The 25565-nt window shown below is 70.9% G+C and carries 20 protein-coding genes and 1 pseudogene; 13 read left to right on the top strand and 8 right to left on the bottom strand.

The annotated features are described in order from the left end of the window. Positions 1 to 11: 11 nt before the first annotated feature. Complete coding sequence (locus OG917_RS12090) at positions 12 to 1634, bottom strand: carboxyl transferase domain-containing protein (protein ID WP_328317578.1); 1623 nt, start codon at positions 1632 to 1634, stop codon at positions 12 to 14. Between the two features lie 135 nt (positions 1635 to 1769). On the opposite strand from OG917_RS12090, the gene OG917_RS12085 reads away from it, so the two are divergent. Both OG917_RS12085 and OG917_RS12080 read left to right on the top strand, forming a co-directional pair. Continuing rightward, positions 1770 to 2384 carry an SACE_7040 family transcriptional regulator gene (locus OG917_RS12085; RefSeq protein ID WP_328317577.1) on the top strand — a complete coding sequence of 205 codons (615 nt, stop codon included), beginning with the start codon at positions 1770 to 1772 and terminating at the stop codon, positions 2382 to 2384. A 202-nt stretch (positions 2385 to 2586) separates the two neighbouring features. Continuing rightward, positions 2587 to 3369 (top strand): phosphatase, encoded by a 783-nt coding sequence (locus OG917_RS12080; protein ID WP_328317576.1) that lies wholly within the window; start codon positions 2587 to 2589, stop codon positions 3367 to 3369. A gap of 60 nt (positions 3370 to 3429) precedes the next feature. Here OG917_RS12080 and OG917_RS12075 read toward each other — a convergent pair. Further along, positions 3430 to 3663 (bottom strand): annotated as a pseudogene (locus OG917_RS12075) (IS1380 family transposase); the annotation flags it as partial. 150 nt (positions 3664 to 3813) lie between these two features. Then, a complete protein-coding gene (locus OG917_RS12070) occupies positions 3814 to 4437 on the bottom strand; it encodes a TetR/AcrR family transcriptional regulator (RefSeq protein WP_328317575.1) in 624 nt (207 codons plus the stop codon). A 124-nt stretch (positions 4438 to 4561) separates the two neighbouring features. Between OG917_RS12070 and OG917_RS12065 the strand changes: the two genes are divergently transcribed. Beyond that, entirely contained in the window at positions 4562 to 6013 is a 1452-nt protein-coding gene (locus tag OG917_RS12065; RefSeq protein WP_328317574.1) for an amidase, read from the top strand. A 129-nt stretch (positions 6014 to 6142) separates the two neighbouring features. Here OG917_RS12065 and OG917_RS12060 read toward each other — a convergent pair whose 3' ends face one another. Together OG917_RS12060 and OG917_RS12055 are read right to left on the bottom strand one after the other, a co-directional pair. After that, complete coding sequence (locus OG917_RS12060; RefSeq protein WP_328317573.1) at positions 6143 to 7015, bottom strand: acyl-CoA thioesterase; 873 nt, start codon at positions 7013 to 7015, stop codon at positions 6143 to 6145. 64 nt (positions 7016 to 7079) lie between these two features. Continuing rightward, the gene (locus OG917_RS12055; protein ID WP_328317572.1) at positions 7080 to 8237 is read right to left on the bottom strand and encodes an acyl-CoA dehydrogenase family protein; all 1158 of its coding nucleotides are present in this window, start codon (positions 8235 to 8237) and stop codon (positions 7080 to 7082) included. Between the two features lie 381 nt (positions 8238 to 8618). Between OG917_RS12055 and OG917_RS12050 the strand changes: the two genes are divergently transcribed. Both OG917_RS12050 and OG917_RS12045 read left to right on the top strand, forming a co-directional pair. Further along, positions 8619 to 9218 (top strand): hypothetical protein, encoded by a 600-nt coding sequence (locus OG917_RS12050; protein ID WP_328317571.1) that lies wholly within the window; start codon positions 8619 to 8621, stop codon positions 9216 to 9218. A gap of 308 nt (positions 9219 to 9526) precedes the next feature. Further along, positions 9527 to 10552, top strand: a complete 1026-nt coding sequence (locus OG917_RS12045) for a C40 family peptidase (RefSeq protein WP_328317570.1) — start codon at positions 9527 to 9529, stop codon at positions 10550 to 10552. 25 nt (positions 10553 to 10577) lie between these two features. On the opposite strand, the gene OG917_RS12040 is transcribed toward OG917_RS12045, so the two are convergent. Next, positions 10578 to 10799: a DUF397 domain-containing protein gene (locus OG917_RS12040; RefSeq protein WP_328317569.1), complete on the bottom strand. Its 222-nt coding sequence runs from the start codon at positions 10797 to 10799 to the stop codon at positions 10578 to 10580. Beyond that, positions 10792 to 11586 (bottom strand): helix-turn-helix domain-containing protein, encoded by a 795-nt coding sequence (locus tag OG917_RS12035; RefSeq protein WP_328317568.1) that lies wholly within the window; start codon positions 11584 to 11586, stop codon positions 10792 to 10794. The genes OG917_RS12040 and OG917_RS12035 overlap by 8 nt, the downstream gene beginning before the upstream one ends. 129 nt (positions 11587 to 11715) lie before the next feature. Between OG917_RS12035 and OG917_RS12030 the strand changes: the two genes are divergently transcribed. After that, positions 11716 to 12045, top strand: coding sequence for a hypothetical protein (locus OG917_RS12030; RefSeq protein WP_328317567.1), 330 nt, complete (start codon positions 11716 to 11718; stop codon positions 12043 to 12045). 3 nt (positions 12046 to 12048) lie between these two features. On the opposite strand, the gene OG917_RS12025 is transcribed toward OG917_RS12030, so the two are convergent. After that, entirely contained in the window at positions 12049 to 13530 is a 1482-nt protein-coding gene (locus OG917_RS12025) for a PucR family transcriptional regulator (protein WP_328317566.1), read from the bottom strand. 132 nt (positions 13531 to 13662) lie between these two features. On the opposite strand from OG917_RS12025, the gene OG917_RS12020 reads away from it, so the two are divergent. The 7 genes from OG917_RS12020 to OG917_RS11990 all read left to right on the top strand — a co-directional run bounded on the left by OG917_RS12020 (position 13663) and on the right by OG917_RS11990 (position 25477). Next, entirely contained in the window at positions 13663 to 15174 is a 1512-nt protein-coding gene (locus OG917_RS12020) for a sodium:solute symporter (protein WP_328317565.1), read from the top strand. A gap of 74 nt (positions 15175 to 15248) precedes the next feature. Next, a complete protein-coding gene (gene speB / locus OG917_RS12015) occupies positions 15249 to 16217 on the top strand; it encodes an agmatinase (RefSeq protein WP_328317564.1) in 969 nt (322 codons plus the stop codon). Continuing rightward, complete coding sequence (locus OG917_RS12010) at positions 16214 to 17890, top strand: thiamine pyrophosphate-binding protein (RefSeq protein ID WP_328317563.1); 1677 nt, start codon at positions 16214 to 16216, stop codon at positions 17888 to 17890. Before speB ends, OG917_RS12010 begins: the two co-directional genes overlap by 4 nt. Before the next feature lie 137 nt (positions 17891 to 18027). Continuing rightward, entirely contained in the window at positions 18028 to 21909 is a 3882-nt protein-coding gene (locus tag OG917_RS12005; protein WP_328317562.1) for an ABC transporter ATP-binding protein, read from the top strand. A gap of 209 nt (positions 21910 to 22118) precedes the next feature. After that, positions 22119 to 23279, top strand: coding sequence for a hypothetical protein (locus OG917_RS12000; protein WP_443058947.1), 1161 nt, complete (start codon positions 22119 to 22121; stop codon positions 23277 to 23279). 267 nt (positions 23280 to 23546) lie between these two features. Beyond that, positions 23547 to 23945 (top strand): hypothetical protein, encoded by a 399-nt coding sequence (locus OG917_RS11995; RefSeq protein ID WP_443058946.1) that lies wholly within the window; start codon positions 23547 to 23549, stop codon positions 23943 to 23945. A 98-nt stretch (positions 23946 to 24043) separates the two neighbouring features. Continuing rightward, complete coding sequence (locus tag OG917_RS11990) at positions 24044 to 25477, top strand: S28 family serine protease (RefSeq protein ID WP_328317561.1); 1434 nt, start codon at positions 24044 to 24046, stop codon at positions 25475 to 25477. Positions 25478 to 25565: the final 88 nt, after the last annotated feature.

Raw genomic sequence — 25565 nt, 5'->3', positions numbered from 1 at the left:
TTCCACCCTCATCACATCCGGAAGACGCCGTAGCCGGGCGTTGCCCGGTCCTTCTGGGCCAGCGGGGCATTGGCGCAGGCCGTCAGCGCGAGGCCGACGACGCGCCGGGTCTCCAGCGGGTCGATCACGCCGTCGTCCCAGAGCCTGGCCGTCGCGTAGTACGCGTTGCCCTGCTCCTCGTACTGCGCGCGGACCGGGGCCTTGAAGGCCTCCTCGTCCTCCGCGCTCCAGTCGTCGCCCAGCTGGTCGCGCTTGACCGTGGCCAGGACGGAGGCCGCCTGCTCACCGCCCATGACCGAGATCTTGGCGTTCGGCCACATCCACAGGAAGCGCGGCGAGTACGCCCGGCCGCACATCGAGTAGTTCCCCGCGCCGTACGACCCGCCGACGACCACCGTCAGCTTGGGGACCCGGGTGCAGGCCACCGCCGTGACCATCTTGGCGCCGTGCTTGGCGATGCCGCCCGCCTCGTAGTCCCGGCCGACCATGAATCCCGAGATGTTCTGGAGGAAGAGCAGCGGAATGCCCCGCTGGTCGCACAGCTCGATGAAGTGCGCGCCCTTCTGGGCGGATTCCGAGAAGAGAATGCCGTTGTTGGCGACGATGCCGACGGGATGGCCGTGGATCCGGGCGAAGCCGGTGATCAGCGTGGTCCCGAACTCCGCCTTGAACTCGGCGAACCGCGAACCGTCCGTGATGCGCGCGATCACCTCGCGGACGTCGTAGGGCGTACGGGAGTCGACCGGCACCGCGCCGTAGAGCCCGGCCGGGTCCACCTTCGGCTCCTCCACCGGCTCCACCGGCCAGGGGAGCGGGGTGCGCTCGGGGAGCGTGGAGACGATGGTCCTGACGATGCGCAGCGCGTGCGCGTCGTCCTCCGCGAGGTGGTCGGTGACCCCGGAGATCCGCGAGTGCACCTCGCCGCCGCCCAGCTCCTCGGCCGTGACGACCTCGCCGGTCGCGGCCTTCACCAGCGGCGGGCCGCCGAGGAAGATCGTGCCCTGGTTCCGGACGATCACCGCTTCGTCGCTCATCGCCGGGACGTAGGCGCCGCCCGCCGTGCAGGAGCCGAGGACCGCTGCGATCTGCGGGATGCCCGCGCCGGACATCCGTGCCTGGTTGTAGAAGATCCGGCCGAAGTGGTCGCGGTCGGGGAAGACCTCGTCCTGCATCGGCAGGAAGGCACCGCCCGAGTCGACCAGATAGACGCAGGGCAGCCGGTTCTCCAGGGCCACCTCCTGGGCGCGCAGGTGCTTCTTCACGGTCATCGGGTAGTACGTGCCGCCCTTGACCGTGGCGTCATTGGCGACCACGACCACCTCGCGGCCGCTCACCCGGCCGATCCCGGCGATGACGCCGGCGGCCGGCGCCGATCCCCCGTACATGCCGTCCGCGGCCAGCGGCGCCAGCTCCAGGAAGGGCGAGCCCGGGTCCAGCAGGGTGTCCACGCGGTCGCGCGGCAGCAGCTTGCCGCGCGCCACATGGCGGGCCCGCGACCTCTCGCCGCCACCGAGGCGCGCGGCTGCCAGCCTGGTCCGCAGCTCGGTGGCGAGCACTCCGTGCGCCGCCTCGTTGGCCCGCCAGGCCTCCGAAGCGGGATCGGCCGCGCTCGTCAGGACTGGTGCCTGCTGCATCGGTCGGGCCCCCTCTGCTCTTCTGCTCTGCGCTGATGTGGTTCCCGACCATCCCTGCCCGGTCGGGGCGGTTAGTGATCGTTAACACCTGCGGCCAGGTTAACGCTCGCTAACCCCGCTGTCTAGAATGGGGCCATGAGCACCAGGACGGACGCCCCCACGCGGCGCGAGCAGATCCTCAAGGAGGCGGCGCGCCTCTTCGCCGAGCGCGGCTTCCACGGCGTCGGCGTCGACGAGATAGGCGCAGCGGTAGGGATCAGCGGCCCCGGTCTCTACCGCCACTTCGCGGGCAAGGACGCGATGCTCGCCGAGCTGCTCGTCGGGATCAGCGAGCGGCTGCTCGACGGCGGCAGGATGCGGTCGGAGCAGGCTGTGGGCGGCCCGGCGGCGGTCCTCGCCTCGCTGATCGACGGGCACATCGACTTCGCGCTCGACGACCGCCCGCTGATCACCGTCCACGACCGGGAGCTGGACCGGCTGCGCGACAGCGACCGCAAGGCGGTCCGCAGGCTCCAGCGGCAGTACGTCGAACTGTGGGTCACCGTGGTGCGCGAGCTGTACCCGCACACCCCGGAGCAGGAGGCCCGCGCAGCCGTGCACGCCGTCTTCGGCCTGCTGAACTCCACCCCGCACCTGGGCACCGGCGGGCTTCCCGGCCGGACCGTGACCGGGGCCCTGCTGCGCCGCCTCGCGCACGGAGCGTTCGAGGCGCTGGACCGGGAGCCGGCGGCGCCGTCGGCGGCCGGCTGAGCCCCGCAGCGACACGCGCCGGTCACGGCAGCGCCGGCCGGCCGGGAGCAGCGGCGGGTACCCGCCGATGGGCGGCCGGGTCCCGCAGGGGCCGCGCGCCGGTGACGGACCGTGCCCGCCGAGTGCTGTGCGGGGCCTGTGCGGCGCCCGCCTTCGCCGGTACCGGACTGACGGGGACAGTGCCTGGCGGCACAATGGGCTCATGCCGATACCCAGCCGCGCCGAACTCGTCGACCACCTCGTACGCACCAGGATCGCGGGAAACGTCGCCACGCCCCGCGACAACAACCTCTCCCACTACCGCAAGCTCTCCAACGGCGACCGGCACTACTGGCTGGGGCTGGAACTCGGTGACCGCTGGGCCGACGAGCAGGACGTGCTCGCCGTGATGGCCGAGCGCTGCGGCGTGAACGACGACCCGGAGCACCGGCACGGCCAGGACACCATCGACCCGGAGCTGACGGTCGACGCCCTGGACCGGATGGCCGCCCGGCTGCGCAAGGCCGCCGAGAGCGGGGAGAGGGTGCTCTTCGCCACCGGGCACCCCGGCGGGCTGCTCGACGTGCACCGGGCCACCGCCGACGCGCTGCGTGCGGCGGGCTGCGAGATCGTACGGATTCCGGGCGGTCTCAGTGCCGACGAGGGCATGGTCCACCAGTTCGCCGACGTCGCGATGCTGGAGCGCGGCGCGACCCTCTGGCACACCCACTCACCCGAGCCGATGCGGGCCATCCTGGACGGCCTGGAGCGGGCGGGCAGGCCGCTGCCCGACCTGGTCGTCGCCGACCACGGCTGGGCCGGCTGCGCGGGCCAGCGGGGCCTCGACTCGATCGGCTACGCGGACTGCAACGACCCGGCACTGTTCCTGGCCGAGGCCGAGGGAACACTCACGGTGACCGTCCCCCTCGACGACCACGTCATGGACCCGCGCTTCTACGACCCGATGACGGCGTACCTGCTGGACGCGGCGGGGCTGGGCGGCTGACGGAGCCGGGCGGGCGGAAGGGATGGCGGGGCGTGCCTGCCTCCGAAACGCGTGTCGCCGGTCCGCCGGGGCTCTGGGGCCCAGCGCGACCGCCAGGGCGACGTCCAGCAGGATCTTGCCCGGATCGTGCACCGCCCGAGCCTTCCGCCACGGCGCCGGCGCCGCTGATATCGCCGTGCCCAAGCCGGCCTTGCGGACGGTCTCGACCAGCAGCACGCCCCCGGCCCGTGAGGCCACCCCGCGGCTGCCGCCCTCTGCGCGGCCACGCGGGTACGACCCCATGCGCTTCTTCACCTGGGAAGTGCTTCTTCCCGCGTAACCGACAGGACCCTGGGCAAGTCCCATCTTTGCAGGTCAGAGGCGCTCTCTGCTGACTTGATCAGGGCATGGGCGAGCGCGCCAGGTCACACTCGCATGCCCACGTTCAGCGGGGGGCGCGGGCGGTCAGCCAGCCGCCCCGTATGCGCCGAGGTGGGAGCGGTGCCGGTCCACGATTCCCTCGACGATCTTCATCAGGCGGTCTCCCGTCTGATCGATGCTTCCGTTCTGTGTGCTGACCTGCGCCCCTTCGAGTACGAAGGTGATCTCCGCCGCGGCCTGTCCGGGGTCGGGCATCCGGGCTCGGGTGCACATGTCGATCAGTCGGCGGGTCTGGTGGGCCTTGTGGTCCTCGACCACTTGCCGTGCCGGGTGAAGGCGGTCGGGCAGCTCGGCGAGGGAGTTGATGAACGGGCAGCCCCTGTACGAGATCGCCGGCAGCCCCTCGGCGATGAAGCGGGCCAGGCCCAGAATCTGCTCCTCGGGCCGGTCGGGGTATTCGGTTTCCACGCGGTCGAAGGCCGCCTGATAGTCCGCGGCGACGATCCGCAGCCACTCCGCGACCAGCGCGTCCTTGGTCTCGAAGTGCCGGTAGATCGCCATCTTGGTGGTCTCGGCCTTGTCGGCGATCGCCTGGACCCCCACCTGCCGGATCCCTTCCCTCTGGAAGAGCTCTTCGGCCGCGTCGAGAATGCGCTCACGAGGCGGCAGCTTCGCCACTCTGCTTGGCCTTCTGAGGGTCGATGCCATGACTGCTCCGTCACTCCGGTCGCTCGTGCGGTTCACCACCTCCCTCACGGTACCAGTCCGGCTCTATCGATACCGTAGGGTATCGTTCGGTACTCGAAGGTATCGTTCTTGTCGGGGAGTGGCAGTGAGAGTTTCTGAGTACGTGGGCTTCGACGCAGTCGGGCTGGCGGAGCTGGTGGCCAAGGGCGAGGTACTCCCCGCCGAGCTGGAGGCAGCTGCGCGCGAGGCTGTGCAGGCAGTTGATCCGCAGATCAACGCCGTCGTGGAGACCTGGCTGACCGACGACGAGCCTGTCCCTGGCAGCGCACCACTGGCCGGCGTCCCTTTTCTGATCAAAGACATCGCGGTGGCCATGGCCGGGAGGCGGATGGAGCTGGGAAGCCGGCTGGCGGCCGGTAACGTCGTCGGCGCCGACTCCTCGCTGATGCGGCGCTTCCGGCGCGCGGGCCTCGTGACGTTCGGGCGCACCGCGACACCCGAGATGGCCTATGGCATCTCGACGGAATCAGCGTTGTACGGCGCGACCCGTAACCCGTGGGATGTGGAGCGCAGCGCGGGCGGATCCAGTGGAGGCGCGGCCGCCGCTGTCGCCGCCGGGGTGGTTCCGGTCGCCCATGGCACCGACGCCGCCGGATCGCTCCGTATCCCCGCCGCCTACAACGGCCTCTTCGGGATCAAGCCCACCCGTGGCCGGGTATCCATGGGGCCCGACGTCGACGAGGTCTTCAGCGGCCTGGCCGTGCACGGCAGCGTCAGCCGCACCGTACGCGACAGTGCGGTACTGCTCGACCAGATACGCGGCCCGGAATCGGGAGATCCCTACTTCGCCCAGCAGCCGTCACGGCCGTACGCGGAGGAAGTCACCCGTCATCCCGGCTCGTTGCGAATCGGTGTCCTCACCCAGGCGTGGGGCGGACGCCGTACTACGGCACCGGTGACCGACGCCCTCTCCCGCACCGTGCGGTTGCTCGAATCCCTCGGCCACCAGGTGAACGAGGCAGAGGTCGACCTCGGCATCGACTGGGAGGAATTCGTCCTGGCCAACGCCCGGCTCATGACGGTGAACCTCACCACCCTGGTCGACGGGCTGGCCGCCGCCTCCGGCCGTCCCGTCGATTCCTCGACCCTGGAGCCGGCGACCCTCGCCGGTTACCACTACGGGCAGCGGGTCGGCGGCGCGCAGTTCCTCACCGCTCTCGCGATGCGGAACCGGGTGGCCCGAGGCCTGGCGCGGTACTTCGACGCGTACGACATCCTCCTCACGCCGACCCTGCCGGAGCCTCCCGTGTCTCTGGGCACTCATACGGAGGGTGCGGAGACACTGGACGGCCTCGGCTGGATCGAGCGCATCAACGACCTGTCACCGTTCACCATGCCGTTCAACGTGGCAGGCACGCCCGCCATGTCCGTCCCCGTGACGGCCGACGCCGGGACGGGGCTCCCGGTCGGTATGCAGTTCGCCACCGGATACGGCCTCGAAGGCCGGCTCTTCCGCCTCGCCGGACAACTCGAACAGGCAAGTCCGTGGTCAGGCCGAATCCCCACGGTATGGGCAGGTCACCACCCAGCCCGCTGAAGAACGCTCCTGGCACGCTACAGCGGGGCATCGACGGATTCATGGTCAGTGACAGACCTGCTGGGACGCGCCGTGTCGCCGCGCGTACCGGAGGGCAGATGGAGCGGGGGCGGCCCGCGCCGCCCCTCCTCACCGCGGAACCCGGATCACGCCCTCCTGGATCACGGTGACCGCCAACTGCCCGTCCTGGGTGTAGATCCTGGCCTGGCCGAGGCCGCGGCCGCCGGACGAGGACGGGGACTCCTGGTCGTACAGCAGCCACTCGTCGGCCCGGAACGGGCGGTGGAACCACATCGCGTGGTCGAGGCTCGCGCCGACCACGTCGCCGACCGCCCAGCCGCCCCGCCCGTGTGCCAGCAGCACCGAGTCGAGCAGCGTCATGTCCGAGACGTAGGTCGCCAGGCAGACGTGCAGCAGCGGGTCGTCCGCGAGCTTGCCGTTCGTGCGGAACCAGACCTGCGAGCGCGGCTCGCGCGGGGTGCCGACGCTGCCGAACGGCGGGGCGTCCACGTACCGCAGATCGACCGCCGCGCGGGCCTCGATCAGCCGGTCCACGACCCCGGGCTCAAGGAAGCGGTCCGCGTACCGGGGCAGCATCTCGGCCGCCGTCGGCAGCGTCTCCGGATCGGGCGCTTCCGGCATGGCCGTCTGGTGGTCGAGCCCCTCCTCGTACGTCTGGAAGGACGCCGAGAGATGGAAGATCGGCTGCCCGTGCTGGACGGCGACGACCCGGCGGGTGGTGAAGGAGCGGCCGTCGCGGATGCGGTCGACCGTGTACACGATCGGCGCGCCCGGATCGCCGGGGCGCAGGAAATACGCGTGCAGCGAGTGCGCCGTCCGCTCGCCGGGTACGGTGCGCCCGGCGGCGACCAGGGCCTGCGCGGCGACCTGGCCGCCGAAGACGCGCGGTACGACGGCGGAGCGGCTCAGACCGCGGAAGATGTCCTGCTCGATCCGCTCAAGGTCGAGCAGATCGAGCAGGGACTCAAGTGCCTGGTTCATGAGGCTATTTCTACAAGGTCTCTCTGCGGTGTATCTCTGGGTGTCCTGGATGCCCCGGGCGTCCCTACAGGCCCATGCTCTTCGCGATGATCATCTTCATGACCTCGCTGGTGCCGCCGTAGATCCGGTTGACCCGGTTGTCCGCGTACAGGCGCGCGATCGGGTACTCGTTCATGTAGCCGTAGCCACCGTGCAGCTGGAGGCACTTGTCGATCACGCGGTGGGCGACCTCGGTGGTGAAGAGCTTCGCGGACGCCGCCTCGGCCGCCGACAGCTCGCCCAGGTCGTGGGCCTCCAGGGCGCGGTCGCAGACCGCCTCGGCCGCGTCCACCTCGGCCTTGCAGGCGGCCAGTTCGAACTTGGTGTTCTGGAAGGACGCGACGGTCTTGCCGAAGACCGTGCGGTCCTGGACGTACTCCTGCGCGAACCGTACGGCGGCTGCGGCCTGCGCGTACGCGCCCACCGCGATGCCCAGACGCTCCTGCGGGAGGTTCTGGCCGAGGTAGGAGAAGCCCTTGTTCTCCTCGCCGAGCAGGTCACCGACCGGGACCTTCACGTCGGTGAAGGAGAGCTCGGCGGTGTCCGAGGTCTTCAGGCCGAGTTTGTCGAGCTTGCGGCCGACCGCGTACCCCTCGGACTTGGTGTCCACGACGAGCAGCGATATGCCGTGCCGCCGGTCCTCGGGGGTCGGGGCGGCCGTACGTGCGCAGACGATCACGCGGTCGGCGTGCACACCGCCGGTGATGAAGGTCTTGGCGCCGTTGAGCACGTAGTGCGTGCCGTCATCGGAGAGCCTGGCCGTGGTCTTCATCCCGGCCAGGTCGGAGCCGGTGCCCGGCTCGGTCATGGCGATGGCGTACATCGAGGCGCCGCTGACGAAGTCGGGGAGCCAGCGCTTCTTCTGCTCGTCGGTGGCGTACGCCTTCAGGTACGGCAGGCAGAGCGCGACATGCACGCCGGAACCGCCGAAGGAGACACCGGCGCGGGCGCACTCCTCGGAGATGATCGCCTGGAACTTGAAGGACTCCTCGCCGGCGCCGCCGAACTCCTCGGGCACCTCGATGCCGAAGATCCCCAGCTCGCCGAGCTTGTAGTAGAACTCGCGCGGCGCCTGGCCGGCCGCCAGCCACTCGTCGTACACGGGAACGACCTCGGCCTCGATGAAGGCCCGGATGGTGTCCCGGAACGCCTCGTGGTCCTCGTTGTAAACGGTACGGCGCACGGAAGGCTCCTCTGCGGTTCTGGCGGGGCCCCGGGGTCTGGTCGGCCCGGTCGGCCGCTCCTGCTAAGCGCTTGCTCAGTCGAAGTTACCGGGAGGTCACCGGGACTGTCCAGGGTGAGCCTGGCCACCTGTGGCCGCGCGGGCCCGGCGCGGGGTGGCGGACCCCTGGTGGAGCCCACGGATGCGACCCGCGCCACGGGTTCCCCGGCCGGATGTCACGGTCTTGTCATACAGCGATCAGGTCAAGAACTTCCGGGATCACCCCGGCATCACACCTCACAGAACCACGGCAAGAGACCTGGGGACGCCGGCCGCTCGGCCGATGTCCCGGCTGGTCGGAAGGCCTGCCCGGCAGGGCAGGAACCCATTGAGGAGAGACTGATGCTCGTTCGGAAGAAGAAGATCTCGATATTCGCCCTTGCCGCTGTGGCTGCCGGCCTGGCGCTCACGGCCTGTGACAACAACGGCGGCGACGCGGCCTCGTCTTCCCGGACCGGCTCGTCCTCCTCGTCCTCCGCCTCGTCAGGTGCGCAGTCCTCGGATTCCACCGCCAAGTCCGCCGAAGGCTCGACGTCGGGCACCTCCGCGAAGGCGGGGGTGAGCTGCACCAACCGGATCAATTACGCCGGTGACTCCCGTTCCAATGCCGAGATCAACACGATCGGCGAGAACACCGGCCACTGCCCGGCTCCGGAGAAGCAGGCCGAGCCCGCAGCCACTCCCAAGGAGTCCGGGACCAGCTGCACCAACCAGATCAATTACGCCGGCGATCCCCGTTCCAATGCCGAGATCAACACGATCGGCGAGAACACCGGCCACTGCCCGGCTCCGGAGAGGCAGGTCAAGCCCGCAGGCACGCCCAAGAAGTCCGGGACCAGCTGCACCAACCAGATCGACTACGCCGCTGACTCCCGTTCCAATGCCGAGATCAACACGATCGGTGAGAACACCGGCTACTGCCCGCCGGTCGACCACCAGTAAGCGACGGCCGGGCGGCGTCGGGGCGGGGGCGGTGGAGGCCGGGCCGGAAGTCGGGCAACGGGCCGTCAAGTCGCCGCTACACGGCGTGTGATGTGGGTAAAGAAGTGCGCCGGGGGAGGGGTTTCTTCCTGTGAAGATTGTAATGGTTACGAGATGGTCACTAGGTTGGGCTTCGAACCTTCGCGCGATTGATCACCCAACCGGGGTGGCAGTGAAGGTACCGCCGAGTCCGTGATGTGCACGGAGCCGGGGATTCACTTCCCCCCATAGCCCGGTAGGCGGCTCTGAGGAAGAAGGAGCTCGCCTTCGTGGCGTCCCACCGTCGTCCCAAGCAGCCGAGCCGTACCCGCGTGACCGTGCTCACCGCGACCGCCGCTGCCGCCGTGGCCCTGTCCTCCCAGGCCGCTCAGGCCGATCCCAAGCCGACCAAGAGCGAGGTGAAGGCGAAGGTCGACAAGCTCTACGCCGAGGCAGAGGTGGCCACCGAGCAGTACAACGGGGCCAAGGAGCAGCAGGAGAAGCTGGAGAAGCAGACCGGCGCGCTGCAGGACAGGGTGGCCCACGGTCAGCAGGAGCTGAACACGCTCCGCGCCGGCCTCGGTTCGATCGCCGCGTCGCAGTACCGTGATGGCGGGATCGACCCCTCGGTGCAGCTCTTCCTCTCATCGGACCCGGACAGCTTCCTCGACCGGGCCTCCGCACTCGGCCAGTTGACGGACAGACAGGCCGAGTCACTGGAGAAGATCCAGAAGAAGCAGCGATCCCTCGCGCAGGAGCGCACGGAGGCCCAGGGCAAACTGCGCGACCTCGCGGGCGTCCGCAAGACGCTCGGTGAGAGGAAGAAGACGCAACAGGGCAAGCTCGCCGAGGCACGGAGAGTGCTCAACACCCTGACCGTCGCCGAGCGCGCGAAGATGCGCGACGACGACGTGCGCGCCAGCCGTGACGCCGGTGACCGGGTCGAACTCGGTCACGAGGCTCCCGCATCCGCACTCGGCGCTGCCGCCCTCCAGGCCGCCGCCACCCGGGTGGGCAAGCCGTACGTCCGCAGCGCCACAGGCCCCAATGCCTTCGACTGCTCGGGCCTGACCCAGTGGTCCTACGCCCAGGCCGGTGCCCAGATCACCCGCACCACGTTCACGCAGATCAACGAGGGCACCCGCATCGCGCGCAGTCAGCTGAAGCCCGGCGACCTGGTCTTCTTCAACAACACGCAGCACGTGGGGCTCTACGCGGGCAACAACACGGTGCTGCACGCCCCGTACCCGGGCGCCTATGTCCGCTACGAGTCGATGAACACCATCGGCGGCTTCCAGGCCGCGGTGCGCATCTGACCGAGCACGGCCGGGCCGCGCAGGGTCAGCGGGGCAGGACTCCGTCCTTGAGCGCGCCGATGAAGGAGGCCCACCGGTCCGCGGTGAAGACCAGCGCCGGGCCGTGGGTCACCTTGGAGTCGCGTACGGGAACGCCGGATGGGTGGTTGTCCAGGACCTCTACGCAGCTGCCCGATTCGCTGCCGCTGTACGTCGACTTCCGCCAGCCGCTCAGCGATGTCGTGTCGGGGATGGCCTGCTCAGTCATGGTGTCCGTAGTCCTTTGCCGCTGCTCTCAGCACAGCCAGTGACTCCTTCAGCGGCAGTGCGTCGCTCAGTGCGAGATCGTAGCGGCCCTGCAGTTCCACGACCATGGACGGGGAGTCGTGCAGCTTGCCCATGCGAACCCCCTCGCTGTAGGCCACCGGCGGCTGGTCCTCGAACCACATCAACGTCAGCATGCTCTCCAGCAGGGGATGAAAGCCCAGTGAGAAGGGGAGTACGTGAGCGCGGATGCGTCCCGCCTCGACCAGGTGGACGACGTGTCCGATCTGTTCCGCCATGACCCTCCGACCGCCGATGGGGCGGCGCAGGACCGACTCGTCCAACAGTGCCCACACCACGGGGGACTTCGGGTCGGTGAGGATCTGTGCGCGGTCGAGCCGTGCGACAACGGCCTTGTCACGCTCCTCGTCGCTCACCGGAGGAAAGGCCATGCCGAGTACGGCCCGTGCATACGCTTCGGTCTGGAGGATGCCGGGAATGAAGGAGAGCGCGAACTCGCGGATCGCGGTGGCTTGTTGTTCCAGGTGGCGAGCAGCCCCGAAGTAGTTCGCGAGAACACCGTCGTCCTGCGGCCGGAAGCTGCTGAGCACGTTCCCGGTGCCGAGCGCCCCGTCCAGCCGCCGCGCGTCATCCTCGGAAGGGATCCGCCGCCCCGCCTCGATGTGCGAGATGTGCGAGCGGGTCATGATCGCCGCGTCGGCCAGCTCCTGCTGTGTCAGCGCCGCTGCCTCTCGCTGTGCCTTCAACCACTCGCCGTACCGATTGCCCATCTCCGACTCCCGTGCGCCAAAAGCCCCGTCACCAGCCACCCTCTGGCGAGCCTAGCCCTCCCCGTCTCACGCTGTGAGCGGATCGCCACCCAGCGCGATTCACAGCCGCCGACGCACAGGAGCCGCCACATGACCGACCAGACGTCCGCAGCGGGGAGGCTGCTCCCGTGGGTCAGCCCGGAAGGAAAGCCCTGCTATCTCTTCGGGGACGGGACCGGATATGTGTCCCGCCACGCGGACGACATCGAGGGCCTGCAGCTCGACATGGCCGGCGAACTGCTCGATCACGCCGCCGACATGGACGGCGACCAAGGGGTCACCTCGGTGCAGCTCCGCTACGTGGTGGCGCGTCTGGCCGAGTCGCTGCGTGACCTGCACCGGATCGCGCGGAGCCGGGGCGCACGGCTGGATGCCTGCGGGTGTGGTGCTGCGGGCGGCCCGGGCCCGTCGGGGGTGTGAGGGTCACCCCTGCCGCAGCGCGAACCAGAGTTCCGTCCGTACGTCCATGTCGTCCAGGTCCGAGCCGAGCAGCGTCGCGCAGCGGCCGATGCGCTGGCGAACCGTGTTGCGGTGGATGCCGAGCGCCACCGCCGTACGGTCCCAACTGCCGTGCAGCGAAAGCCAGGTACGCAGGGTCTCCAGGAGCGCGGCGGGCGGTGGGTCGCCGAGCGGGGCCAGGAGGGTGCGGGCGTGGGCCGCCGCCTCGGCCGGGTCGAGGAGGGCGGCGAGGCCCGATGTGCCGTGCCGGGACAGCGGGGTGCGGGTCACCTCCGCGTGGCGAAGGGCCCGTCCGGCCTGGGCGTCGGCCGCCCGGAGGTCCCGCAGGGCGGCGGGGGCGCTCACGCCGAGCGTCCAGCCGGGGTGCGGGGTGACCTCGCGGTCGGCGGGCAGCAGGATCCGTACGGTGTCGGACGCCGTGTCCACCAGCGGGCTGCCCAGTGCGGGCGGGGTCCCCGTGCCGTGCGCGTGCACCACCGTCCAGGGGCCCGCGCCGAGCAGCGGGGCCACATCGCCGGGTGCGGCGCCGAGCAGCAGCCGGACCAGGGCCGAGGAGCGCGCCGCCTCGTCGGCGCCCTGGCGGGGGGCGGTGAGCAGCGAGAGCAGTACGACGGCCACTCCGGCGATGGTGTGGTCGCCCGGTTCGCGTGAGGTCGTGGCGACGCCGAGTACGAGCCCCTCGCCGCCTGCCACCGCGTACGCGGCGAGATGGGCCGTGCCCACCGTGTCGGTGGCGGACGCGGGCGCGGGGCGGGGGCCTGCCGGGCTGCTCCCGGGCGCGGAAGCGGAGTGCGGGCCCGTCCCCGGCGCCCCCGGCCGTACGACCCGGGCGAGCGCCGCCAGTGCGTCGCCCGCCGCGCGGGCGGGCTCACGCCCCGCCGCCTGGAGCGCCGTGCCGTCCGCGGTGAGCAGTACTGCCCGGCCGCCCAGCCGGGTGGCCAGCTGGCGCAGCACCGCCGGTACCGGGTCCGGGCGGGCCGCCGCCGTTGCCAGGCCCTGCTGGGCCTGGGAGACCCGGCGCAGCTCGTGGTGGCGGGCCTCGGCCATCAGCCCCCACACCGCGCGGGCGACCGCGGTGAAGGGTGTCCTGGTCGGCACCTCCACGAGCGGCAGACCGTGCAGGTCGCACGCGCGGACCAGCTGCTCGGGCACCGTGTCGTACACCGGCGCGAGCCCGAAGCCGAGCGCGGCGCCGCCCGCCGCGACGATCCGTGCCGCGTACCGGCCGGGGTCGTCGGAGAGCTGTACCCCGGCGGTCAGCAGCAGCTCACCCCCGAGCAGATAGGGATAGGGGTCGGCCATCTCGCTGGTGTGCACCCAGTGCACCGCGGCCCCGCCGCCCTCCCCGGCCGGCGGGCCGGCGACCTGGCGCAGCCCGAGGTCCGGGCGGGCGAGCAGGGCGGACAGCTGGACGGGGGCGGTGGGCGGAGCGGCGGGATCCGGCATGGATATTCCATCCATCAGGCGAGGGGTGCAGTGGAGGGAACGTACACTTCAACGTCGCTTTCCGGCCACCTAGGGTCAACGTTCGACAGCAAGCCGGACGCAGGTGGCAGAGACGGAAGAGAGGGAGGGCGCATGGCAGTCGACTACGCAGTGATCGTGGCCTATCTGGCGGGCATGCTCGCCATGGGCTGGTGGGGCATGCGCCGCGCCAAGTCCAAGTCCGATTTCCTGGTGGCGGGCCGCAGGCTGGGCCCCGCCATGTACTCCGGCACCATGGCCGCGATCGTGCTCGGCGGCGCCTCCACCATCGGCGGTGTGGGCCTCGGGTACCAGTACGGGCTCTCCGGCGCCTGGATGGTCTTCACCATCGGCCTGGGGCTTCTCGCGCTCAGCATCTTCTTCTCCGGACGCATCGCCCGGCTGAAGGTCTACACCGTCTCCGAGATGCTCGACCTGCGCTACGGCGGCCGGGCCGGGGTCATCTCCGGCGTCGTCATGTGGGCGTACACGCTGATGCTCGCGGTCACCTCGACGATCGCCTACGCCACGATCTTCGACGTCCTCTTCGACATGAACAGGACCGTGGCGATCATCATCGGCGGCGCGATCGTCGTGGCGTACTCGACGCTCGGCGGCATGTGGTCGATCACCCTCACCGACATGGTGCAGTTCGTCGTCAAGACGATCGGCGTGCTGCTGCTCCTCCTGCCGATCGCGATCGTCAAGGCGGGCGGCTTCTCGGAGATGAAGGCCAAGCTGCCCACCTCGTACTTCGACCCGCTGGGCGTCGGCGGCGAGACGATCTTCACGTACGTCCTGATCTATACCTTCGGCATGCTGATCGGACAGGACATCTGGCAGCGGGTCTTCACCGCGCGCAGCGACAAGGTCGCCCGCATCGGCGGCACCGTCGCCGGCACCTACTGCCTGGTGTACGCGGTCGCCGGAGCCGTCATCGGCACGGCCGCCAAGGTCATGTACCCGAAGCTGCCGAGCGCCGACTCCGCCTTCGCGACCATCGTGAAGGACGAACTGCCCATCGGCGTGCGGGGCCTGGTGCTCGCCGCCGCGCTGGCCGCGGTGATGTCCACCTCGTCCGGGGCGCTGATCGCCTGCGCCACCGTCGCCAACAACGACATCTGGTCGCGGCTGCGGGGGATACGCGGTGGCGGGAGTGCCCGGGGCGACGACCACGACGAGGTGCGCGGCAACCGTGCCTTCATCCTCGCCATGGGTGTCCTGGTCATCTGTATCGCCATCGCGCTGAACAACGTCGTCGAGGCGCTCACCGTCGCGTACAACCTGCTGGTCGGCGGCCTGCTGGTGCCGATCCTCGGCGGACTGCTGTGGAAGCGCGGCACGGTGCAGGGGGCGCTCGCGTCCGTGGCCGCGGGCGGACTCGTCGTCCTGGGCCTGATGGCGAAGTACGGAGCCCTCGCCAACGAGCCCATCTACTACGGGCTGCTCAGCTCCCTGGTCGTGTACGTCGTCGTCTCGCTGGCCACGAAGCCGACGGACGCGGCGGTGCTCGCCACCTGGCGGGAGCGGCTGGCCGGGCGGGACGGTTCCGGTGCATCCGGTGCATCCGGTGCGGAAGAAGCCGAGCCCGGCGCCGGTACGGATTCGGTACCGGCCCATCATTGAGGTTCCACGCGCCGAACACGCGCAGGACCGCGCCACAAGCGCAGAAACACAGAACAGAGAAGAAGGGCACACCCATGAGCAGCACCGACCAGCCGCGCGGCCCCGTCGATTCGTCCCGAGTACCCCGGTACGCGGGCCCCGCGACCTTCGCCAGGCTGCCCCGGCTCGACGAGGTCGGCACCGCCGACGTCGCGGTTGTCGGTGTGCCCTTCGACTCCGGTGTCTCCTACCGGCCGGGCGCCCGCTTCGGCGGCAACGCCATCCGGGAGGCATCCCGGCTGCTGCGCCCGTACAACCCGGCCCAGGACGCGTCGCCGTTCGCCCTGGCACAGGTCGCCGACGCCGGTGACATCGCGGCCAACCCGTTCAACATCAACGAGGCCGTCGACACCATCGAGGCCGCCGCCGACGACCTGCTCTCCACCGGCGCCCGGCTGATGACCCTCGGCGGCGACCACACCATCGCGCTGCCGCTGCTGCGCTCCGTCGCCAAGCAGCACGGCCCCGTCGCGCTGCTCCACTTCGACGCGCACCTGGACACCTGGGACACCTACTTCGGGGCCGAGTACACCCACGGCACGCCGTTCCGCCGGGCCGTCGAGGAGGGCATCCTCGACACGTCCGCGCTCTCCCACGTCGGTACCCGCGGCCCGCTCTACGGCAAGAAGGACCTGGACGACGACGCGAAGATGGGCTTCGGCATCGTCTCGTCGGCCGACGTCATGCGGCGCGGCGTCGACGAGATCACCGACCAGCTGCGCCAGCGCATCGGTGACCGGCCGCTGTACATCTCCATCGACATCGACGTGCTGGACCCGGCACACGCCCCGGGCACCGGCACTCCGGAGGCGGGCGGCCTGACCTCCCGCGAGCTCCTGGAGATCGTCCGCGGCCTCTCCTCCTGCCACCTGGTCTCCGCGGACCTGGTCGAGGTCGCGCCCGCGTACGACCACGCCGAGATCACCTCCGTCGCCGCCTCCCACACGGCGTACGAGCTCACCACGATCATGTCGCGCCAGATTGCCGAGGCCCGAGCGAAGTGACCCACGACCACCACCACGAGACCCCCCGGCTCACGGCCGAGCAGACCGCTGCCGCGCTGAACCCCCCGGCCGGACGCAACGGCGGCGACCTCGTCGTCGAGACGCTCCAGGGCCTCGGCGCGACCACCGTCTTCGGGCTGCCCGGCCAGCACGCGCTCGGCATGTTCGACGCGCTGCGCCGCTCCGCGCTCGCCTACGTGGGGCTGCGCGTCGAGAACAACGCCGGCTTCGCCGCCGACGCGTACGGCCGGATCACCGGCGAGGTCGCCCCACTGCTGCTCTCCACCGGCCCCGGTGCGCTGACCTCGCTCGCCGCGCTCCAGGAGGCGGCGGCGGCCAGCGCGCCCGTGCTCGCGATCTCCAGCCAGGTCCCGACGGCCGGGCTCGGCGGCGGACGCCACGGCTATCTGCACGAGCTGCGCGACCAGAAGGCGTCGTTCCGCGACATCGTGAAGTCCGTGCACACCGTGCGCTCCGCCTCCCAGATCCCCTCCGCCGTCGCTGCGGCCTGGGAGTCCGCGCTGACCGCGCCGCACGGCCCTGTCTGGGTGGAGATCCCGCAGGACGTGCTGCTCGCGGAGACGACCCTCCCGCCGGTCACGGCGCTGGACGCGACCCCGCGTGAGCTGGAGCCCCGCCCCGAACTGACCGCGGTGGCAGCGCATCTCCTCTCGCACGCCGAGCGACCCGTGATCATCGCGGGCGGCGGTGTCGTACGGTCCGACGCGGCCGGGAAGCTGCTCGCGCTCGCCGAACGCCTGGACTCCCCGGTCGTCTGCACCGTCGGCGGGAAGGGTGCCTTCCCCTGGGAGCACCCGCTCTCGCTCCAGTCCTGGATGGAGGACCGGCACACCACGGACTTCCTGGAGGCGGCCGACGTCCTGCTGGTCGTCGGCTCCGGGCTTGGCGAACTCTCCTCGAACTACCACACGTTCAAGCCGCGCGGCCGGGTCGTCCAGATCGAGGCGGACCTCGGCAAGCTGGAGTCCAACCACCCGGCGCTCGGCATCCACGCGGACGCCAGGATCGCGCTGTCCGCTCTCCTGGAGACCGTGGAGGAGCGCACCGACCCGGGCGCTGCCGATGCCGTACGCACCGTCCTCGCGAAGGTCGCCGAGCGGATCGGGAGCCAGGACCTGAACCTGGAACAGCAGATCCTGGCCTCGGTCAGGGCCGCGCTGCCCGCCACGTCCCCCAGCTTCTGGGACATGACGATCCTGGCCTACTGGGCCTGGTCCGCCTGGCCCGGCGCCCTGCACTCGGCGCAGGGGGCGGGCGGTCTCGGCTACGGCTTCCCGGCCGCGCTGGGCGCGTCGGTCGCCGACCCGACGACACCGGTCCTCGCGGTGTCGGGCGACGGCGGCGCGATGTACTCGATCGCCGAACTCGCCACGGCCAGGCAGTACGGCCTGCCGGTCACCTGGCTGATCGTGGACGACGGCGGCTACGGCATCCTCCGCGAGTACATGGAGGACGCCTTCGGCGAGGCCACCGCCACGGAGCTCACCCGCCCGGACTTCGTCGCGCTGGCCGAGTCCTTCGGGGTCCCGGCGGTCCGTACGACGCCTGAGGCACTGACCGAGGATCTCGCGAAGGCGTTCGCCGCTCCGGGCCCTTCGGTGGTCGTGCTGCCCGCGGTCCTGAAGATGTTCGCACCGACGCACCTGGGCTGACACCCGGGCGGGGTCCGGCCGCGCCGGTCCTAGGTCCGCGGACCGGTGTTCCCGTAGGTCCTTCGGACCGGCTTCGGCCCCCGATTGTTGCGGCGGGATGAAATCCCCTGGTCGCCGCGTTGGTTCCTTCCGGTGGTATGAGACAACGGGAGGCACCAGTGGCGGACGCCGCGCAACAGGATCCCGCGCAGCAGGCCGGCGCGCAGCAGGACGAGACGCCGGGCGGTGTGCGGCAGGACGGCGCAGCCCGGGACCCGGCGCGGGACGGTGTGCGGGAGGCCGGGGGAGCGCAGCCGCAGGGCTGGGCGAGACGGCTCGTCGGGTACGCCTGGCGGTACCGCCGCAACGTGCTGCTCGCCCTCGGCTCGTCGCTCGCCGGGATGGCCGTCATGGCGCTCGTCCCGCTGGTCACGAAGGTGATCATCGACGACGTCATCGGCAACGGCACCCGCTCCCTCGCGGTCTGGACGGGACTGCTGATCGGCGCTGCCGTCGTCGTCTACGGCCTCACCTTCGTCAGGCGCTACTACGGCGGCCGGCTTGCCCTCGACGTCCAGCACGACCTCCGTACCGAGATGTACGGAACGATCATGAAGCTGGACGGGCGCCGGCAGGACGAGCTGTCCACCGGGCAGGTCATCGGCCGCGCCACCAGCGACCTCCAGCTCATCCAGGGGCTGCTCTTCATGCTGCCGATGACCATCGGCAACGTGCTGCTCTTCCTGATCTCGCTGGGCATCATGGCCTGGCTCTCCCCGCTGCTGACCCTGATCGCCGTCGCCGTGGCGCCCGCTCTGTGGATCATCGCCAAGCGCAGCAGGACCCGGCTCTTCCCGGCCACCTGGTACGCCCAGTCGCAGGCCGCAGCCGTCGCTGGTGTCGTCGACGGAGCCGTCACAGGTGTCCGGGTGGTGAAGGGGTTCGGCCAGGAGGACCAGGAGACCGGCAAGCTCCGCGCGGTCAGCCGCAGGCTCTTCGCCGGGCGGCTGCGCACCATCAAGCTGAACTCCCGCTACACCCCGGCGCTCCAGGCCGTCCCCGCCCTCGGCCAGGTGGCCATGCTGGCGCTCGGCGGCTGGCTGGCCACCAGGGGCGAGATCACCCTCGGGACGTTCGTCGCCTTCTCCTCCTACCTCGCCCAGCTCGTCGGCCCGGTCCGGATGCTCGCCATGGTGCTCACCGTCGGCCAGCAGGCCCGTGCGGGCGTCGAGCGCGTCCTGGAGCTGATCGACACCGAGCCGGCCATCGCCGACGGCACGAAGGAGCTCCCGGCGGACGCCGAGGCCACCGTCGAATTCGACGACGTCTCCTTCGGGTACACCGATGACCGGCCCGTGCTCGACGGGTTCTCACTGACCATCGCACCGGGCGAGACGGTCGCAGTCGTCGGCTCGTCGGGCAGCGGGAAGTCCACGGTCTCGCTGCTCCTGCCGCGCTTCTACGACGTCTCGCACGGCGCGGTGCTCATCGGCGGCCACGACGTGCGCGAACTGACCCTGGAGTCGCTGCGGGCCGCCATCGGCCTGGTGCCCGAGGACAGCTTCCTCTTCTCCGACACCGTCCGCGCCAACATCGCCTACGGCTTCCCCGACGCCACCGATGAGCAGATCCGCACCGCGGCCCGCGCGGCCCAGGCCGACCGCTTCATCGCCGAGCTGCCCGCCGGTTACGACACCACAGTCGGCGAGCACGGCCTCACGCTCTCCGGCGGCCAGCGCCAGCGCGTCGCGCTCGCCCGTGCCATCCTCACCGACCCCAGGCTGCTCCTCCTGGACGACGCGACATCCGCCGTGGACGCCCGCGTCGAGCACGAGATCCACGAGGCGCTGCGCGGCGTGATGGCGGGCCGCACCACGCTGCTCATCGCGCACCGCCGCTCCACCCTCAACCTCGCCGACCGCATCGCGGTCCTCGAAGGGGGCCGGCTCGCCGACATCGGCACGCACGCCGAGCTGGAGGAGCGCTCGGCGCTCTACCGGCAGCTGCTGACCGACCCCGACGAGCTGGGCGGCGTCTCGCCCGGCCACGCGGCGCCCGCGGCCGGTGAGCCCGATGACACCTCCGTACGGGCCGAGCTGGAGGCCGAGTTCGACGCCGAGCGGGGCATCACCCCGCCGCTCTGGGTACGCAACGAGACCCCCGGCACCGGCACGGACGCCGCCCCCGCCCCCGGCGGGATGCCCGCGACGCCCGAACTCCTCGCCCAGGTAGCGGCGCTGCCGCCCGCCACGGACACCCCGGACGTGGACGAGGCACACGCCGTCGCCGCCGAGACGTCCTACGGGCTGCGCAGGCTGCTGCGCGGCTTCGGGCCCGTGCTGCTCATCAGCCTGCTGCTGGTGGCGATCGACGCGGGCATGGGGCTGCTGCTGCCCGTACTGATCCGGCACGGCATCGACCAGGGGGTCACCCGGCTCGCCACCGGCGCGGTGTGGACGGCGGCCGGGCTCGGCCTGGTCACCGTGGCGGTCCAGTGGCTGGCCCAGACCGGCGAGACCCGGATGACCGGGCGCACCGGCGAGCGGGTCCTCTACACGCTGCGGCTCAAGATCTTCGCGCAGCTCCAGCGGCTCGGCCTCGACTACTACGAGCGCGAGCTGACCGGCCGGATCATGACCCGGATGACCACCGACGTGGACGCGCTCTCCACCTTCCTGCAGACCGGCCTGGTCACCGCGTTCGTCTCCGTCGTCACCTTCTTCGGCATCCTCGTGGTGCTCCTCGTCATCGATGTGCAGCTGGCCCTGGTCGTCTTCGCCACGCTGCCGTTCCTGGCCGTCGCCACGTACGTCTTCCGCAAGAAGAGCGTCCGCGCGTACGAACTGGCACGTGAGCGGGTGTCGGTCGTCAACGCCGACCTCCAGGAGTCCGTTTCCGGGCTGCGCATCGTGCAGGCGTTCCGCCGCGAGTCCACCGGCGCCGGCCGCTTCTCCGGCCGCAGCGACCACTACCGGCAGGCGCGGGTGCGCGGGCAGTGGCTGATCTCGGTCTACTTCCCGTTCGTCCAGCTGCTGTCGTCGGTGGCCGCGGCCTCCGTGATGATCGTCGGCTCCCACCGGATCGAGGCGGGCACCCTCACCACGGGCGCCCTCGTCGCCTACCTCCTGTACATCGACCTGTTCTTCGCACCCGTGCAGCAGCTGTCGCAGGTCTTCGACGGCTACCAGCAGGCCACCGTCTCGCTCAAGCGCATCCAGGAGCTGCTCGTCGAGCCCACCTCCACCGAGGCGAGCGCGGTGCCGCTGGGGGTCGGCGCACTCCGCGGCGACATCGCCTTCGAGGGCGTCTCCTTCGCGTACGGCCCCGGCGGCGAGCCCGATGAGGCGGCGCTCAGCGGTGTCGATCTGCTGATCCCCGCAGGACAGACGGTCGCCTTCGTCGGGGAGACAGGCGCGGGCAAGTCCACCCTGGTCAAGCTGGTCGCGCGGTTCTACGACCCGACAGCGGGCCGCGTCACCGCCGACGGCGTCGACCTCCGGGACATGGACTTGACCGCCTACCGGCACCGGCTGGGAGTCGTCCCCCAGGAGGCGTATCTCTTCGCGGGCACGGTCCGCGACGCCATCGCGTACGGCCGGGCGGACGCCACCGACGCCGAGGTCGAAGCGGCGGCGCGGGCGGTCGGCGCGCACGACATGATCGCGACCCTGGACGGCGGCTACCTCCACGAGGTCGCCGAACGAGGCCGGAATCTCTCGGCCGGCCAGCGCCAGCTGATCGCGCTGGCCCGCGCCGAGCTGGTCGACCCGGACATCCTGCTGCTCGACGAGGCGACCGCAGCGCTCGACCTCGCGACGGAGGCCCAGGTCAACCAGGCCACGGACCGGATCGCCGGGCGCCGGACCACGCTGGTGGTCGCCCACCGGCTGACCACGGCGGCGCGGGCCGACCGGGTGGTGGTGATGGACCACGGCCGGGTCGTCGAGGACGGCACGCACGAGGAGCTGCTGGCCCTGGACGGGAGCTACGCGCGGCTGTGGCGGACGTTCACGGGAGAGCACGCCGAGGTGGTGGTCTAGCCGCCGGACGGGCGCCGTCACGGCGGGTGCAGGAGGGGCCGGGCCGGTGCGGTCCGGCCCCTCCTCGCGGCGCGGCGGGGGCGGGATGAGAGCGTTGGCGAGGCCGCACGTCCGCCGTCCGGGACAACTTTTCCTCCCGTCCGGCCCTCTTCCCTGCCGGGATGTGCAGCCCCGACAGCGCACACACCGGAAGCGGGAGCTGAGATACGGTGCCGACGATCAGTCAGCGGATGCACTTGGTGCTGCTCACCGTATGGACGGTGCTGTGGTTCGCCGTGGTGGAGCCGCACGGCGGCTTCTCCTGGCACTATCTGCGCGCCGGCGGCGAGCTGCTCTACCAGGGCGACGGCACCGGCGGCCTCAACCTCTACGCCCACCACCCCGAGCTCCAGATGGGCCCGGTCAGCTTCCTCGTCGCCGGAATGTTCAATCCGTTCCCGGAAGCCACCGGACAGTTCCTCGCCGCCGCGCTGATGTCCCTGCTCGGTCTGGTCATCGTCGTGCTGGCCGGACGCAGCGCCGCGCACCATCTGCTGGGTACCGGCACCAACCACCAGCGGCTGCGCCAGCGGGTGCTGATCGCCGGGCTCGCCTTCATCCCGATGTGGATCGAGGTCTCGGTCCGCTTCGGGCATCTCGACGACGTCCTCGCGCTGTTCTTCACCGCGCTCGCCGTCCGGGCCGTCACCCGGGGCACCCCGGCTGCCACCGGCGCGTTCCTCGCCCTCGCGATGGACTCCAAACCCACCGCACTGGCGTTCCTCCCGCTGCTGCTGGCGCTTCCCCGGCGGCACTGGCTGCGGGCCGCCCTGTGGTGCGCGGGGCTGGTGGCGGTGGCCTGGCTGCCGTTCTTCGCGGGCGATCCTCAGTCGTTCGCCGCGGCCAAGTTCGCCATTCCCAACCATCCGGCGTCCGCACTGCGCTGGCTCGGTGTCGGTGATCCGGAGACACCCGGCTGGGACCGCCCCGCCCAGGCCGCGCTCGGCCTGGTGCTCGGCACGGTGGCGGTCTGGCGGGGCCGCTGGCCCGCCGTGGTCCTGCTCGGCGCCAACGCCCGGATCGTGCTCGATCCGAGCGTCTACACGTACTACACGGCGTCGGTGCTGCTCGGCACTTTGCTGTGGGACGTGATCGGGCAGCGCCGGCTGGTGCCGTGGTGGAGCTGGCTGGCCCTGCTGACCCTGTACGGAAGCGTCTTCGTCATCCCGGACGACGCGGTCCGCGGTCTCCTGCGCCTGGCGTTCGTGGCGCTCTCCACGGCCTATGTGCTGCTCTGGCCGGTCCGTGAACGCGGTGGCAGGGGCGGGGTCCGCGGTCGGCGCAGACCCCCGGCCGGCGCGAGGGGCCCGCTGGTGGACTCGGGCCCGTAGGCGCTCCGCGCCCCGCTGGCGCGCCCCGCGCTCCCGGGACCGGCAGCTGTCCGTGCCCGCCGTGCCCCCGATCCGTGGTTCTTCTGCCGGTCCAGGGGCAGCCGGTACGGGGTGACATCAAAACTGTCACCATCTGTCCGCTTCTGCGGTGCAACCAGCCGACTGCCCGATGCGTCCGTACACACATACGTCCGCGCGGCCGAAAGGGAAAAAGTGTTCGAGTGGCGACGAAAGCCGGAGCCCGGCCCGGAGCCGGTGGGCGCATCGGTGCGCGCAACCGGCGGTGGCGGCCGGGCCGGTCGCTGGACAGCCGGGCTGACGGCGGCGGCAGCGGTGACGCTGACCCTGGCGGGGCCGGGCGTTCACGCGGCGAGTGCTGCTTCCGGCTGCCCCGGGCACCAGGTCAGGGCCGTGGGCTTCGCCACCGGCCAGCTCCGGGTCTACCGGAGCGGCCAGTACGTCTGCGCCGTCGCCGTCGCGAAGAAACCCGGCGCCAGGAGGCAGATGTCCGTGGAGCTCCAGGTGCGCGGGGGCAGGCCGGTCGTCGACAGCGGGCGTTTCACCCGACTGGCGGGGCCGGTGAAGGTCCGTGCGGCGAACCGCTGTGTCCGGGCCGTGGGCGCGGTCTCCGGCGGGAAGGGAGCGTCCGGCTGGTTCCTGTGCTGAGCGGCCGGTAGCCCCCGGTGGTCAGCTGGGTCTGGCGGGCCTGGTGGTACCCCGGCTAGGTTCGCGGCTACTCGTCGTGATCCCCAGGGGAGGGCTGAATGCGCAAGGCGCTCAGATGGCTGCTCGCGTTAGTGGTGCTCATAGGCACCTTGAGTGCGGCAGGTGTGCCGGCCGGTGCGGCCACCGCCGCGGTACCGGGCACTCCGGATATCAAGGACCGGATCCTCGCGATACCGGGCATGAGTCTCATCGAGGAGAAGCCCTACACGGGCTACCGCTTCTTCGTTCTCCAGTACAGCCAGCCCATCGACCACCGCCACCCGTCGAAGGGCACCTTCAACCAGCGCTTCACCCTGCTCCACAAGGACACCAGCCGGCCGACCGTCTTCTACACCGGCGGGTACAACGTCTCCACCGCGCCCAGCCGCACCGAGCCGACCCGCATCGTCGACGGCAACCAGGTCTCGCTGGAGTACCGCTACTTCACACCGTCCAGGCCGCAGCCCGCCGACTGGTCCAAGCTGGACATCTGGCAGGCCGCCAGCGACCAGCACCGGCTGTTCACGGCGCTGAAGAGGATCTACACCCGGAACTGGCTCACCACCGGCGGTTCCAAGGGCGGTATGACCGCCACCTACTACGAGCGCTACTACCCCCGGGACATGGACGGGGTCGTCGCCTACGTCGCCCCCGACGACGTCGTGAACGACGAGGACTCGGCGTACGACCGCTTCCTCAGCACCGTCGGCACCAAGGAGTGCCGCGACCGGCTGGAGGGCGTCCAGCGTGAGGCGCTCATCCGCCGCGCGCCGCTCGAGAAGAAGTACGCCCAGTACGCCGAGGAGAACGGCTACACCTTCGGCACCGTCGGTTCGCTCGACAAGGCATACGAGGCCGTGGTCCTCGACTACATCTGGGGCTTCTGGCAGTACAGCCTGCTCTCCGACTGCGACACCATCCCTGCCGACGCCCCGCACGCCACGGACCAGGAGATCTGGGACTCGGTCGACACCATCTCCGGCTTCTCGTTCTACACCGATCAGGGGCTGGAGGCGTACACGCCGTACTACTACCAGGCAGGCACCCAGCTCGGTTCGCCGGACATCCAGCAGCCGTGGCTCGGCAGGCTGAGCCGCTACGGTTACCAGCCGCCCCGCCACTTCGTGCCCAGCTCCGTCCCGATGCACTTCCAGCCGGGCGTGATGGCCGAGGTGGACAACTGGGTGAAGCACCACGCCCACCACATGCTGTACGTGTACGGGCAGAACGACCCCTGGGGCGCCGAGCGCTTCAGCGTCGGCAAGCACCCGGACGACAGCTATGTCCTCACGGCGCCGGGGATGAACCACGGCGCGAACGTCGACGGCCTCGCCCCCGCCGAGAAGGCGCAGGCCACCGCCCGCATCCTGGCCTGGGCCGGCGTCGCCCCTGCCGAGGTCCAGGCCGACCCCCAACGGGCCAAGCCGCTTGCCCCCTACGACGCGACGCTCGACCACAAGGGCCTGGAGCGCGAACCGTCCCTGCGGCCCTGACCGGGCAGCAGCGCTCCGACAACCCCTGAAGCACGCCCGGTTGGACTGTGCCCGCCGCGGAACTCCGCGGCGGGCACAGCCGTTGCCG

Origin of the sequence: Streptomyces sp. NBC_00388, assembly GCF_036061255.1 — a bacterium.
Taxonomy (GTDB): Bacteria; Actinomycetota; Actinomycetes; order Streptomycetales; family Streptomycetaceae; genus Streptomyces.
Note: the sequence above shows the minus strand (reverse complement) of the source record. Positions and strands in the feature narration are given on the sequence as shown.

What these genes read in the sequence shown, in the direction of transcription:
- OG917_RS12090 (WP_328317578.1), bottom strand. Translation starts at nt 1,634, where the DNA reads ATGCAGCAGGCACCAGTCCTGACGAGCGCGGCCGATCCCGCTTCGGAG.
- OG917_RS12085 (WP_328317577.1), top strand. Translation starts at nt 1,770, where the DNA reads ATGAGCACCAGGACGGACGCCCCCACGCGGCGCGAGCAGATCCTCAAG.
- OG917_RS12080 (WP_328317576.1), top strand. Translation starts at nt 2,587, where the DNA reads ATGCCGATACCCAGCCGCGCCGAACTCGTCGACCACCTCGTACGCACC.
- OG917_RS12070 (WP_328317575.1), bottom strand. Translation starts at nt 4,437, where the DNA reads ATGGCATCGACCCTCAGAAGGCCAAGCAGAGTGGCGAAGCTGCCGCCT.
- OG917_RS12060 (WP_328317573.1), bottom strand. Translation starts at nt 7,015, where the DNA reads ATGAACCAGGCACTTGAGTCCCTGCTCGATCTGCTCGACCTTGAGCGG.
- OG917_RS12050 (WP_328317571.1), top strand. Translation starts at nt 8,619, where the DNA reads ATGCTCGTTCGGAAGAAGAAGATCTCGATATTCGCCCTTGCCGCTGTG.
- OG917_RS12040 (WP_328317569.1), bottom strand. Translation starts at nt 10,799, where the DNA reads ATGACTGAGCAGGCCATCCCCGACACGACATCGCTGAGCGGCTGGCGG.
- OG917_RS12035 (WP_328317568.1), bottom strand. Translation starts at nt 11,586, where the DNA reads ATGGGCAATCGGTACGGCGAGTGGTTGAAGGCACAGCGAGAGGCAGCG.
- OG917_RS12030 (WP_328317567.1), top strand. Translation starts at nt 11,716, where the DNA reads ATGACCGACCAGACGTCCGCAGCGGGGAGGCTGCTCCCGTGGGTCAGC.
- OG917_RS12025 (WP_328317566.1), bottom strand. Translation starts at nt 13,530, where the DNA reads ATGCCGGATCCCGCCGCTCCGCCCACCGCCCCCGTCCAGCTGTCCGCC.
- OG917_RS12020 (WP_328317565.1), top strand. Translation starts at nt 13,663, where the DNA reads ATGGCAGTCGACTACGCAGTGATCGTGGCCTATCTGGCGGGCATGCTC.
- speB (WP_328317564.1), top strand. Translation starts at nt 15,249, where the DNA reads ATGAGCAGCACCGACCAGCCGCGCGGCCCCGTCGATTCGTCCCGAGTA.
- OG917_RS12005 (WP_328317562.1), top strand. Translation starts at nt 18,028, where the DNA reads ATGAGACAACGGGAGGCACCAGTGGCGGACGCCGCGCAACAGGATCCC.
- OG917_RS11990 (WP_328317561.1), top strand. Translation starts at nt 24,044, where the DNA reads ATGCGCAAGGCGCTCAGATGGCTGCTCGCGTTAGTGGTGCTCATAGGC.